This is a genomic window from Paenibacillus sp. OSY-SE (genome assembly GCF_000283315.1).
Classification (GTDB): Bacteria; Bacillota; Bacilli; order Paenibacillales; family Paenibacillaceae; genus Paenibacillus_B; species Paenibacillus_B profundus.
The window spans coordinates 50,642-63,873 of sequence record NZ_ALKF01000177.1; the positions used below are offsets into that span (position 1 = coordinate 50,642).

The window sequence follows — 13,232 nt, forward strand, 5'->3', positions numbered from 1 at the left end:
AATCTTTTAATCCAACACTTTGTCTTTCGTCTCCGGCACGAACAGCAGCATGGTGAGCAGTCCAATCGGGTAGATGATGAATACAAGCGACATCGCTCCCATAATATTGCCGCCGACCGCCAACGCGCCGATAATGGTCGGTCCAAAGCCCGCCAAGCCGCGCCCTGTACCGAAAATGAAGTTCTCTGCCGTGGAACGGGCCTCCGACGGGTAATTCTCCGCCAGAATCGCGCCGAAGCCGCCCATCATTCCGTTAGCGAAAAATCCGAGCAGCGCACTTCCCCACAGCAAGGCGGATTCACTCTGAAGGACAAAGAAATAAATAAGGCAAGATACCGTACCGCCTATATAATAGATGGTAAATGTTTTGCGGCGGCCGATCTTGTCCGCCAAAATGCCGAAGATGGCGATACCAACCAGCATCCCTACCGTAGAAATGAGCATCCACCCACTTGCTTTTGCCAGAGAATAACCGTATTTCTGCGATAAAATCGTTGGCATCCATGTAAATATCCCATAATATCCGAAATTCTGAATGAAGGACATAATGATAAGACCGAGGGTCGTCATCGTAATCTTCTTGTTGGCAAACAATTTTTTCAACGGGAATTTCCGGACCTGATTCAGCTGCTGTTGTTCCTCAGCGGTTATCGTACCTGCCGCTTCCTTCTGCTGCAGTTTCCGCTTCATCTCCTGCTTCCGTTCCCACAGCTTCGGTTCAGAAATGCTCTTTCGTACGAACACGGCCAGCAATGCTGGTATGAGACCGAACAGGAATACGGCTCTCCAGCCGAATTGCGGCACGACGAGCGCTGGGATGATGGAAGCGCCAAGCACCCCCAGCTGCCACCCGAGAGCGACACAAGATGTTGCTTTTGCACGCATTTTTTTCGACCAGGTTTCGGTAACGATGGCCATCCCCACTCCGAACTCACCTCCGACACCCATGCCGACCAGAAAGCGCAGGCCGAGAAGCTGCCAGTAACTATCCGCAAAATAAATGAGCGCCGTGGCGACGGAAAACAGCAAAATGGTCACCGTCATCACGCGAATCCGGCCGAATAAATCAGCCAAAAAACCGAACAGATATGAACCGACCATCATTCCGATAGTCGTCGCCAATGTCAAATTGCCGGCTTGCACCGGGCTTAGTGAAAAATCGCGAATAATAAACACAAGCACGAAGGACAGGAGCAGCATGTCCAATCCTTCTGCGGCGTAACCTAGGACAGAGCCGATGAGCGCCTTATAACGCTGCCCCTTGCTTTCTGTCGGCTCCGACGCTTGCCGTTGTTGCGTTACAGCATTCCCCATGATGTACCCAGCTCCTGATGTTCGTTTTTTGCACAAAACTACAAACATTTAATCATAAAGGGAATTAAATTACAATTTATAGTTTCATCCAATTTATATAATCATATGTATTCCATTACAGACACTTCCAATTTCTTGCTTTATGTATGCGTTTCACCTAACACTTTTGAAGAAAATGATACTTGTATGGGTTGAAATGGATGATTCACACCTTTATAATGATAATGATAATCCTTATCAACTATTTGTTATCATCTTGTATACCGTTATTGTGATTGCGGCTTACTGTAACCGCTATTTAATAGAGTATTATGAATATAGAGGGGGAATCCCGCGTGGAACGTTTATACACGGAGCAACTCGATATCGCATATGGAGAACTGTCGATTGTCAAAAACCTGAATATTGGCATTCCTTCAGGAAAGATTACAGCGCTGGTCGGAGCTAACGGCTCAGGCAAATCGACCATTCTGAAGGCCATGGCGCGTATTATGAAGCCAAAGGGCGGAAATGTCTTTCTAGACGGAAAATCGATTCATCAACAATCGACGAAAGACGTCGCCAAGCAGTTGGCCATTTTGCCGCAGAATCCGGTGGCTCCTGATGGATTAACCGTGTCAGAGCTCATTACCTACGGGCGGTTCCCGCATCAGAAGGGCTTCGGCTCTTTAACGAAAGAAGATAAAGAGATTGTGCAATGGGCCATTGAAATGACAGGCATGGCCGAGTTCTGTGACCGCCCCGTCGATCAACTGTCCGGCGGACAGCGACAACGCGCCTGGATTGCGATGGCGCTTGCGCAAGGAACCAACATCTTGTTCCTGGATGAACCGACGACATTTCTCGATATGGCTCACCAGCTGGAAGTGCTGAAATTGCTGCAAAAGCTCAACTCGGAGCAGCAACGCACCATTGTCATGGTCGTCCACGACCTCAATCACGCTACCCGCTACGCCCAGCATATGGTCGCCATCAAACGCGGTCAAGTCGTCTGCAGCGGATCACCGGCAGAGGTTATGACCCATGATGTACTGCGGGAAGTATTCGGGATTGAAGCGGACATCATTCCTGACCCGCGCACTGGCGTTCCTCTGTGCCTGCCGTACGAATTGGGCCGGAGCACCGCAGCTTCGACCTCTGCTGCTTCCAGCAATGCGATGAAGAACATGCAACGCCCACAGCCGATCGCGGCTGGATAGATAGCTGCATCCGAAGTAAAGGTTATGCCGCTATGGCAGCAAAGTTAGTTAAATACTTGTAGCAACGCTATCCACATGTGGACAACTTTTTCAGACACAGTTATCCCCCTTTATCCACATATGAAATGTGAGTTATGAACAACAAAAGCCGTCTCTTTCCGGTAAGCACACTGGAGAGGGGCGGCTCTGTATATTTCCTGATGGCGTATCAACAGTGGCACGTGCAGACAGCTCAGACCATTTGCGAGCGAATACACATCGATTGATTCCTTACTGGTGAAAACAGACCTTTGTCCAGTTGTACAACCCCACGCCGATTGTTTCTGCTGTCATATTTATAAATGGTGTTCATTACACTTAATATGAATAGCACGAAGATATGAGCCCTGCGACGGCTTATATGTTCTGATAGGGAGAGAGTGGGGTTGAAAAGAAGAACAATGATGGAGCTTGTGTCCGGGTATGAGGCGAAGCGGTTCACCCCGGTAGAGATTACGATACAATACTTGAAGACGATTAAAGCGAAAAATCCGAAGCTCAACGCGTATATTACCATTACGAAGGAGCTCGCTCTTCGGCAAGCCCAAATGCTCGAAATGAAGCTGATGGCTGGCGAGCAGACGGGACAGCTGTTCGGAGTTCCCTTGTCCTATAAAGATAATTTCGCAACGAAAGGCATCCTTACCACAAGTGGTTCCTTCATCGACCGGAACTTCATTCCGGACAAGAATGCCGCCGTCGTGCAGCAGATGGCCACAGAAGATGCTATTACTTTGGGAAAGACGAACATGCATGAGTATGCGTTCGGCATTACGTCTAACAATCCGCATTACGGCCCCGTCCGCAACCCATGGAATCCCCAGTATACGCCCGGCGGATCAAGCGGCGGATCAGGAGCGGCAGTCGCAGCCAATATGTGCGTGGCTTCGCTCGGCTCGGATACGGGGGGCTCGGTGCGGATACCGGCAGCCTCCTGCGGCGTCATCGGTCTCAAGCCGACCTATGGAACGATATCCACGGAAGGAGTATTCCCTATCTCGTGGACGCTCGATACGGTCGGACCGATTACAGCCAATATGAACGATCTCGCGGTCATGATGGAGGCTTTGACGAACCGTGCCTATACCTCGTTCCTCGTGGAAGACATACGTGGAATGCGCATCGGTGTGCCTGCGAATTATTTCAATGAGCGCATCGATCCAGAGACATACAAGTTGTATTTGCAAGCCGTTACAGCACTGTCAAGCCTTGGCGCAATACTCATCGATGTCGACCTTCCCTTTCTGGAAGGCAATCAGGAGGCCGTACTGACCATTGCGACGGCCGAAGGCGGGTATGTGCACCAGAGCAGAATGGAGTGCTGCCTCTCTCAGTACGGTGCCGACGTAAGGGCGATACTGGAATCCTCCGCGAACATTACGGCGGTGCAGTATATTGCGGCTCTGAAGAAGAAAGAAGGCTATATCCGGGAATTTCAACGGGTATTTGAACGCATCGACGTGCTGGCCACACCTGCCCTGCCGATTCCGCCGCGGAAAATCGGCGTGGAGGAAGTGCAATTCGGCTCCGTAACTGAGACGATATTCGATACAATGACTCGATATACGGGTATTTTCAGCTTGGCGGAGGTGCCGGCGATGTCCATCCCGTGCGGCATTACTAGCGAGGGGCTCCCCGTCGGCTTGCAGTTGGTGGCTGGCTTGTACCGGGAGGATCAGCTTATCCGGACCGGGTATGCCTTCGAGCAGAGCCAACTCGCTGATTTCTATAAGAAGAGAGACAGTCTGGAGACCTAGGCTGTCCGGGTAACCCTAGCAAGGCTGAAAACGAAACAAATACGGGTGTGAGGACTGTATTGTCCCCAGATAATACTCTGATTGGAGAGCCCTTGATTGATGCGCAAAGGCTCTTTTTGTTTTGGGTTTCTGGACAAGCTCAAGAGCCTTCCTGACGGAAGGCTCTTGTTCGTTGTATCGCGCTATTGCTGCTTCGTTCACCCGGCTGTGTCTCTCGTTGCGGCTGATGCAGAAGGAGCTTGGCTGCGGCGTATCATAAAGAAATAGCACGTGACGGCACCCATGCCGCAGCAAGCGATGACCACTCCCATCGGAACGGCAGTCTGACTGCCCGCGATGCCGACCAGAGGGGCCGCAGCAGAACCAGCGATGAACGGCAGCAGGCCGAGCATAGCCGAAGCGCTGCCTGCCGTCTTTCCTTGATTTTGCATAGCCAGCGAGAACCCGGCGGTATTGACCATCCCTGTGCTGGATAACATGACGAACAGGCAGATTAAGACTGCAATTAGCGGAGCCTGCAGTAAAATGACCACTAGCAAGGCCACACCGCTAGAGGCAGCTAGCAAAATTCCGGTCAGGAACAGTCTGGACTCGTGGAACCTTGCAGCCAGCCGACCCGTCACTTGGGTAGCGAGAATGAGGCCGAAGCCATTTATCGCAAAGAACATGCTGAACGCTTGCGGCGATGCGCCATAAATATCCTGCAAGACGAACGGAGAGCCTGAAATATAGCCGAACATTGCGGCCGTTACGAGGCCCTGCGTGCAAGCATAACCCATAAACACGCGGTCACCGATCAGGCCGCGGAACGTCGATAAAGTTGACTTCATTCCACCCTTTGAACGGCGCTCGTGAGTCAGCGTTTCTGGAAGACCAAGCGCAGCTGATATAATCATCACAATGCTTAGCAGTCCGAGCACGACGAACACACCGTGCCATGAAGTCACCTTAAGCAGCTGTCCGCCTGCGATCGGCGCAAGAATGGGCGCAAGCCCGTTAATGAGCATCAGCAAGGAAAAGAACTTCGTCAGCTCCGTCCCGGAATACATATCACGCACCATCGCGCGTGCGATGACGATCCCGCCGGATCCAGCCATTCCTTGAACAAAGCGCAGAACGATAAGTCCCCAGATAGAAGGCACGACAGCACAAAGGAACGACGCGATCGCATAAACGATTAGTGAAATAATGAGCGGAATTCGACGACCGCGTGCGTCACTGAGCGGACCGAGAAACAGCTGCCCCACTGCTAACCCGAGCAAGCATGCTGTCAGACTGAGCTGAACCAGCGATGTGCTCGTATTCAAATCATTCGCGAGCATTGGCAACGACGGCAAGTACATATCAATGGAGAGCGGGCCGATAGCCGTCATCGACCCGAGAATCATAGCCATGGACAACCGTTGCTTGCGCGTGGAACGCGTGGAAGAAGGCCCGGGAGTATCCAGACGATTCGTGCGTATGTTCATTTCCGGCTTTCCACCTTTCTTTCATACAGTCTAGCTGTTGATTTTCATTATAACATTAAATCTTTTCATCATATAAAAAGGGTGGCTTCAGCCATTGAAGTCACCCCGTTCATTACATAAGTCTGGCTGCAGAGCGTTATATTGTGTCTGTTAGAGGTTGTTCAATAGGCCCCCGTGACCAATTTTGAACATGCACTTTTAGTAGAACTTCACTACTTCATCATGAGGCAAGAAGGAACGTTCCCCCGGCTGCTCCGCAGGCCATCCGAACGGCATTTGCCCGATCAAGGTCCACTGCTGCGGAATGCTCCATTTCTCTTTCACCTGATTATCAATGAGCGGATTGTAATGCTGCAGCGAGACGCCGAAGCCTTCCGCAGAGAGCGCTAGCCATACTGCATATTGCAGCATGCCGCTGCCTTGCTGCGACCAATTGTTGAAGTGCTCCTTATAGAGAGGGGCTTTCTCTTTCATAGTATCCACCGTCGCTTGATCCTCGAAGAACAACACGGTCCCTAATCCATCCTTAAACCCTTGCAAGCGCGCTTCCGTAGCTGCAAAACTATCAGCAGGCACGATAGCCCGCAACGTTTCTTTCACGAGATCCCACAATTGTTCATGACTCTCATCCATGAGCACGACCAGCCGACCACTCTGCATATTGAATGCAGATGGCGCATGAAGAGCCAATGTAACAATCTCATCAATGCGCTCCTTCTCCACCTTCGGGCTATTCGTTACAGCGCGAATCGAACGTCTGCCTTGAATGGCTTCGACTAAAGTGCGGCTTTCCATTTGATTAGCCATCATCCATCATTCCTCTCGTAAGTAAAAATCTGAATTATATTCCCCTGAAACACGAGCTAGCATGCAAATACGCGCAAGTGATATGTTTATTTCATCCTAAACCCCAATGTAACTATTATAGTTACAACGAGAATGATAATCAAGCATTGATTATTCCAGCATCAACACAAGCCTTAAATCATGGTTTAGACGCACGGGCAATTAAGGATACAATCAGAATCCAATGTGCTGGGATGGAAAATACTTAATAAGCAGTATGTTGCGCGCAATAAAAAGAAGCGCCGCGGCGTTAATATCGTCGTGGCGCTCCTCCTGTATTCGTTCATTGCGACGCTCTGCTAGTCTACACGGAACCCCCGCCCGGACGATCGAGATGGTACAGCTTCCGGTAACGCGGAACACGCTCCATTAAATCAGCATGCGAGCCTCTCATTTCAATTTTTCCGTTCTCGATAAAAATCACTTCATCCATCTGCTCCACCCCGACCAAATGGTGCGTAATCCATACGAGCGACTTCCCTTGGATCGTCTCAAACATGGTGGCCAGCAGCTCCCGTTCCGTCCGCGGATCGAGTCCTACGGTCGGTTCGTCCAGAATAACGACAGGCGTATCCTGCAGCAAAATACGCGCCAAGGCGATCCGCTGCCGTTCGCCTCCGGAGAAGCGCTGCCCAGTCTCCAGCATCGGCGTATCATATCCCGCAGGAAGCGAATCGATTAATGCATCCAAGCGGACTTGCTTCGCTACGCGGCGGATATCCTCATCCGATGCATCCCGCTGGCCGAGCCGGATATTATTCGCCACCGTAGTGTCGAACAAGTGTGGGCTCTGGTTCAGCACGGAGATGACGCGCGGGATGGCCTCGCCGTAAGCGGACGCGGGGACACTGTTAATGGCGACGCTGCCCTGGCCCGGCACAACCGCCCCTTGAATCAACTTCAGCAAGGTTGATTTGCCTGCCCCGCTACGGCCGATAAGCGCAATCTTCTTCCCTTGCGGGATATCCATTGAGATGCCATCGATGGTCCATGCATCCGCAGCATCATAACGGTAGCGCACCTCATCCATCGTTATGTGGGCATTGGTCTCCGCCGTCCGCAGCACTTCAGCCGGCACCGCCTGTTCAGCGGATCCGGCAGTTAGGCTGGACGAATCTTGAATTTTGCCAAGCCGCTCAAGTGAATCCTGGTATTGTGGAATCTTCTCGACAGCCTCGGATACGGGCAGGAATGCATCCATCAACGGGAACACAACGAGTGTGAAGGCAGCGATTAACGTGACAGAAATATGACCGTCCGCAGCCTGCTGTCCCGCCCAATAGGCCATAGAGACGACTGCCAGGCCTACCACGCATTGACCGATGAAGGTTCTCCATCTTGCCCACCCGCGCAGCGTCCCGTCCACCCGGGCGACAGCGGCTTCGTCCGTCTCATACGAGGCAACGAATTGTGGCGACCGTCCGCTGATGACCCAGTCGCTCATGCCGAGCACTGCATCGGTCAGCTTCTGATAGAGCCGGTTGCGTTCCTGCTTAACCTGCTTCTGCTTCGTTCTTGTGACCAGCAGCGAGATCCAAGGCAAGACGAATACAATAATGAGCAGATACAGCGCCATCAGAAGGGCAAATGGCACGTCGAACCAGCCCAAAGCCGCAATGCACACCACATACATCACGACAGCGATGATGCTCGGAAAGACGGTACGCAGGTACACATTTTGCAAATATTCAATATCATCCGCCAGCATGCCAAGAATATCCCCTGTACGGAATCGGGAACGGATGAACAAGGCTTGCGGCTCCAACATGCGGTAGAGGCGAACCCTCATGCTTGATAAAATGCGCAGTACCGCATCATGCCCCACTAGACGCTCGATATAGTGTACCGCCGCTCTCCCGATCCCGAACGTTCGAACTAAGACGATTGGAACGTACACCATTAATATATTTTCCGGGCGAAGCGCAGACTTCGAAATGAGATAACCGGATGTGAACATAAGTGAACCGGCGCATAACGCGGTTAACATGCCGAGGGCAATGATGGTTGCGAAGCGCCAAAAATAGGTTCGTAAATAGGGGCGAAACCATGCTTCCCGTTTCAATGTACTCCCTCCCCCTGTGATGCCATCATTTCGTAGTACACGCCTCGCTGCGCGAGCAACTGTTCATGCGTGCCGGTCTCGGCCACGCGGCCATGATCGAACACGATAATCCAATCCATATCCGGCATCCAGTGCAGACGATGGGTCGCTAGAAAGACCAGCTTGTGCTCGAACAAGGAAAGCATCGTCTCTTTTAATTCATACTCCGTTTCAATATCCAAATGCGCAGTCGGCTCATCCAGCAACACGATCGGACGATCGCACAGGAACGCGCGCGCAAGCGCGACACGCTGCTCTTGACCGCCGCTTAAGGCTCGTCCGCCATTGCCGATCATCTCATCGCAGCCCTGAGGCAAGCTGGCTGTCAGCCCGGAAAGTCCAGCCGCAGATAAAGCACGTTCCACCTCTTCACTCGACGCCTCTGGGGCATAGAACCGGACATTGTCCGCCAGAGAGCTGCTAAAGAGGTAGGGGTGCTGCGGAATGTAAGTCGTTTCCTTGCGCCACGCTTCATCGGTCAACGCATGAATGCTCTTGCCGTTCAACTCGAACTGCCCTGCCGAAGGATACAGGAAGCCCGCCAGCACATCGATGAGCGTCGATTTTCCGGCTCCGCTCTCTCCGATAATGCCGATTTTTCGCATTCCTGTAACCTTGATCGAGACGTCTTCTAAGGAAGACGGCCCCTCTTCTTCGTGCCGTACGTGAATTCCAGATAGCGTCAGCGTGCTTTCCTCTGTCCACGTGAAGGATGACGGCAGATCGGATGACATAGTCGACGCCGCATCATGAGCGAGAATGGAATCAATTGCCTTCCCAGCCTCTTTTCCGTTCAAGGTGGCATGATAATCGGCCCCCACCATGCGAACGGGCAGAAAATATTCCGGCGCCAATATAAGGATCGTCAACCCCGTTACCAGCGTCATGTTCCCTTCCACAAGGCGCAGCCCCAAGCTGACCGCCACCGATGCTACAGACAGCATCGTGAAGAAGTCGAGCGAGAAGGAGGACAAGAAGGCAACGCGAAGCGTCCGCATCGTCGCCGTCTGGTACTGGTCACTCACCCGTCCGATCGTGCCGCTGTGCGCGCGGCTGCGCCCAAGGAACTTGAGCGTTTCCAGTCCGCGAAGCGCATCGACGAAGTGGTTCGATAATATCCGGTACGACTCCCATTGCCGATCCATTTGCTTACGCGCGGCCAATCCGACCAGGATGAGGAACCCGATCAGAATGGGCATCGTCACGACGAGGATAATCCCCGCGACCAAGTCCTGCGTGAAAATATAAGCGACCACCATAATCGGTGTAATCGCCGTGCCGATCATACGCGGCAGAAACAGCTCCAGATACGTACGGAACTGCGCTACGCCTTCCAACACAAGCGTTACCAAATTTCCGGTTCCTTCTGACTTGGCAAATCTCGGACCGAGCTGAAACAGTTTCTCCATCAGCCGTTGCCGCATATCCGCTCCTGTCATTTCGGCAAAGCGGTACGCCACCTTCTGTTGAAGGAGAGCGGTAGCTTGACGGACAACAAAAGCAAGCAGGAACAACATTGTCGTTCCGGCCTGCTCCTGCAGCGGCTCCCCGGCAAAGAGGGCGGAAATGACTTCCGCCAACCACTTCGCCAGAAATATTATGGAAATACTTTGCACGAGGGCAAGGACGGTCAATAAGAACAGAACCGGCTTGATCCCTTTGTATCCGAGTAAGTTGTTACCCATTAGTATTCCAAATGCTCCTTCTCATGTACGCGTTTGTGAAATACGAAATAGCTCCATATTTGATAGCCTAGCACGAACGGCAGCAGGGTTAACGTTACTATCGTCATCACCTTGAGCGAATATGGGCCTGAGGCTGCATTATGAATCGTCAGGTCGAACGCTTTGTCAATGGAGCTGACCATGACGCGCGGGAACAACCCAATGAACAGCGATGCAATCGATAATACAATGACCGTCCCCGTCATGCCGAAGGCCCAGCCGTCCTTTTTCTTCGAAGTAAAGGCGCCTGCCAGAACAAAGGCCACCACACCGAGCACCGCTACCGCGAACAGGATGCCTCCGTGCGCTTCGAACACATCAGTCATAAAGTAAGTCATCGTTCCGAACGCAACCAGCAGTATCGCAAGCGGGATCAACAGCTTATGAGCCAGCTTGCGCGCCCGTGCCTGCAAATCGCCGATCGTGCGCAGCGTCGTGAAGAACAACCCATGCACGAGACAAAGCATTGTAACGGTGACTCCGCCAACGAGCGTATACACATTCACCATGTCGAACAAGCCGGCGTTCATCTCCATGTTCTGGTCGATAGGAACCCCTTTAATGAGCCCTGAAAAGGCTACACCCAGCAGGAACGGTGGCAGCAGGCTGCCAAGGAAGATGGCAAGATCCCACGTCTTTTTCCAACGTTCGGTCTCCACCTTGCCCCGGAACTCGAACGCGACACCGCGCCCGATTAAGGCAAGCAGAACAACGACGAGCGGCAAATAATATCCGCTGAACATGGTGGCATACCAGTTCGGGAAGGCAGCGAACATCGCTCCGCCTGCCGTCAGCAGCCACACTTCATTCGCATCCCAGAACGGTCCGATGGAGTTGATGAGCACGCGGCGTTCTCCATCCGTGCGGGCCAGAAATTTCGTGGACATCCCTACCCCAAAATCAAATCCTTCCAAGAAGAAGAAGCCAACGAACAAAACAGCGACAAGTAAAAACCAAAGTTCATTAAGAGAAATCATGGTGTCCCTCCCGATCAAATGGGTCATTTGAATGTGCTGCCTTTACGGTTTCATTCGGACCCTTTTTGATGACACGAACGAACAAATATACCATTACTATACCAAGTATCGTGTAAATAGTTGAGAATGTGATTAAGGAGAATAGAACCTCTCCCCCGCTCACGCTCGGAGAAATGCTGTCCTCCGTCCGCATCAATCCGAATACGGTCCAAGGCTGACGGCCAAACTCAGTCATAATCCAGCCTGTCGTATTGGCGATAAATGGAAGCGAAATGGCAAACAACATAAAGCGCATAAACCAAGTGTTCTTGTTATCCAGCTTCTTGCGATAAGACAAGTACAAGCCATACATGGCGAGCAGAATCATGAGCGTTCCCGCGGCAACCATGATGCGGAAGCTCCAGAACGTCGTGCGAACCGGCGGAATGTAGTTGCCAGGACCATAGGTCTGCTCATATTCCGCTTGAATTTCGTTCATGCCCTTTACTTCACCAGAGAACTTGCTATAGGACAGGAAGCTGAGCAAATATGGAACCTTGAACTCCATACTATTCTCTTTCTTCTCCGGATCAATCGCCGCAAACACGGTCCAAGGCGCCGGATCCCCGCTCTCTCCCCACAAGCCCTCTGCGGCCGCCATCTTCATCGGCTGCGTGTGAACCAGATACTGCGCTTGCTGGTGGCCGAAGACGGCAACCAGGATGGACGAAATGAGCGCTACGATAACGCCGAGATGGAACGACTTTTTGAAAAATTCCGTATCTTGCTTCTTCAGCAGCTTATAAGCGCTTATACCCGTGATAAGGAACGCGCCCGTCGCAAAAGCAGCAAATATCGTATGTGGAAATTCCACCAACAGCTGGCCGTTCGTGATGAGGGCGAAGAAATCATTCATTTCCGTGCGCCCGTTATTAATCGTAAAGCCAACCGGTCTTTGCATGAACGAGTTTGCCGCCAAAATCCAGAATGCAGACATCGTCGTTCCAAACGCGACTAGCCAAATGCAGAGCAAGTGCAGCTTCTTCGATAACCGCTCCCAACCGAAAATCCACAAGCCGATGAAGGTCGATTCCATGAAGAATGCCAACAACGCCTCAATAGCGAGCGGCGCACCGAAGACGTCACCTACGAATCGGGAGTAATCTGACCAGTTCATCCCGAATTGGAATTCCTGTATAATCCCTGTTACTACACCGACGGCAAAGTTAATGAGGAACAGCTTCCCCCAGAACTTAGCCATTTTCTTATATTCTTCTTTTCCTTTGACGACATACATCGTCTCCATGATTGCGATTAGCAGCGCTAATCCAATCGACACTGGCACGAAGAAGTAGTGAAAAATCGTCGTCGATGCGAATTGGATGCGTGACAGTATAACCGTATCCATCAGTTTCCCCTTCCACCTTTCTCTTCATAATTACAAATCTTTTAAGTCTATTAGGTCCCGTTCAACCCTAAGCGGCTTCTAATTGTATTAGGCGCTATTTGGCAAATATCGACATTGGCTTACCCCTATACCGGAGTCGAACACGGGATCAATGATGTTGATTACACGATTCATGTGATATTTTGTCAGATTAAGGCCTCTGGTAATGTGATTTATGTCACATCTTTTGGGGGAGAGATTGAGCAAAATGCGAACTTTGTGCCATTCGTCACAAAATAGTAATAATTGAAATATAAAAAGAAGAAAAATGGCATTGAATTCTGGCCATCTCACTTCGTCCGGAGCCTATCCCTATCTGGTTGCTTCATGCCTTTCATGTATGAATTACCGTAAATTGGTATACGCTAGACCCGCCGAAG

The 13,232-nt window shown here is 51.5% G+C and carries 9 protein-coding genes; 2 read left to right on the forward strand and 7 right to left on the reverse strand.

What is annotated here, in order from left to right; all coding sequences use genetic code 11:
- Positions 1-6: 6 nt before the first annotated feature.
- Entirely contained in the window at positions 7-1,314 is a 1,308-nt protein-coding gene (locus tag A372_RS0112880) for an MFS transporter (RefSeq protein WP_019421266.1), read from the reverse strand.
- Between the two features lie 335 nt (positions 1,315-1,649).
- On the opposite strand from A372_RS0112880, the gene A372_RS33865 reads away from it, so the two are divergent.
- Positions 1,650-2,513, forward strand: a complete 864-nt coding sequence (locus A372_RS33865; protein ID WP_019421267.1) for an ABC transporter ATP-binding protein — start codon at positions 1,650-1,652, stop codon at positions 2,511-2,513.
- A gap of 425 nt (positions 2,514-2,938) precedes the next feature.
- Positions 2,939-4,309, forward strand: a complete 1,371-nt coding sequence (locus A372_RS0112890) for an amidase (RefSeq protein ID WP_157259541.1) — start codon at positions 2,939-2,941, stop codon at positions 4,307-4,309.
- A gap of 197 nt (positions 4,310-4,506) precedes the next feature.
- Here the strand turns inward: A372_RS0112890 and A372_RS0112895 are convergent, their stop codons facing one another.
- The 6 genes from A372_RS0112895 to A372_RS0112920 all read right to left on the reverse strand — a co-directional run bounded on the left by A372_RS0112895 (position 4,507) and on the right by A372_RS0112920 (position 12,813).
- A complete protein-coding gene (locus A372_RS0112895; RefSeq protein ID WP_019421269.1) occupies positions 4,507-5,778 on the reverse strand; it encodes a Bcr/CflA family efflux MFS transporter in 1,272 nt (423 codons plus the stop codon).
- Positions 5,779-5,976: 198 nt separating this feature from the next.
- Positions 5,977-6,588 carry a nitroreductase family protein gene (locus A372_RS0112900; RefSeq protein ID WP_019421270.1) on the reverse strand — a complete coding sequence of 204 codons (612 nt, stop codon included), beginning with the start codon at positions 6,586-6,588 and terminating at the stop codon, positions 5,977-5,979.
- A 340-nt stretch (positions 6,589-6,928) separates the two neighbouring features.
- Positions 6,929-8,686: a thiol reductant ABC exporter subunit CydC gene (gene cydC / locus A372_RS0112905; RefSeq protein ID WP_019421271.1), complete on the reverse strand. Its 1,758-nt coding sequence runs from the start codon at positions 8,684-8,686 to the stop codon at positions 6,929-6,931.
- Positions 8,683-10,410, reverse strand: coding sequence for a thiol reductant ABC exporter subunit CydD (cydD, locus tag A372_RS0112910; protein WP_019421272.1), 1,728 nt, complete (start codon positions 10,408-10,410; stop codon positions 8,683-8,685). Before cydD ends, cydC begins: the two co-directional genes overlap by 4 nt.
- Positions 10,410-11,426 carry a cytochrome d ubiquinol oxidase subunit II gene (gene cydB, locus A372_RS0112915; RefSeq protein ID WP_019421273.1) on the reverse strand — a complete coding sequence of 339 codons (1,017 nt, stop codon included), beginning with the start codon at positions 11,424-11,426 and terminating at the stop codon, positions 10,410-10,412. Before cydB ends, cydD begins: the two co-directional genes overlap by 1 nt.
- Positions 11,413-12,813, reverse strand: coding sequence for a cytochrome ubiquinol oxidase subunit I (locus A372_RS0112920; RefSeq protein WP_019421274.1), 1,401 nt, complete (start codon positions 12,811-12,813; stop codon positions 11,413-11,415). The genes cydB and A372_RS0112920 overlap by 14 nt, the downstream gene beginning before the upstream one ends.
- Positions 12,814-13,232 lie beyond the last annotated feature (419 nt).

Bases quoted from the DNA above. Each gene is read 5' to 3' on its own strand.
- A372_RS0112880 (WP_019421266.1), bottom strand. From the start codon at position 1,314: ATGGGGAATGCTGTAACGCAACAACGGCAAGCGTCGGAGCCGACAGAA.
- cydB (WP_019421273.1), bottom strand. From the start codon at position 11,426: ATGATTTCTCTTAATGAACTTTGGTTTTTACTTGTCGCTGTTTTGTTC.
- cydD (WP_019421272.1), bottom strand. From the start codon at position 10,410: ATGGGTAACAACTTACTCGGATACAAAGGGATCAAGCCGGTTCTGTTC.
- A372_RS0112895 (WP_019421269.1), bottom strand. From the start codon at position 5,778: ATGAACATACGCACGAATCGTCTGGATACTCCCGGGCCTTCTTCCACG.
- A372_RS0112900 (WP_019421270.1), bottom strand. From the start codon at position 6,588: ATGATGGCTAATCAAATGGAAAGCCGCACTTTAGTCGAAGCCATTCAA.
- A372_RS0112920 (WP_019421274.1), bottom strand. From the start codon at position 12,813: ATGGATACGGTTATACTGTCACGCATCCAATTCGCATCGACGACGATT.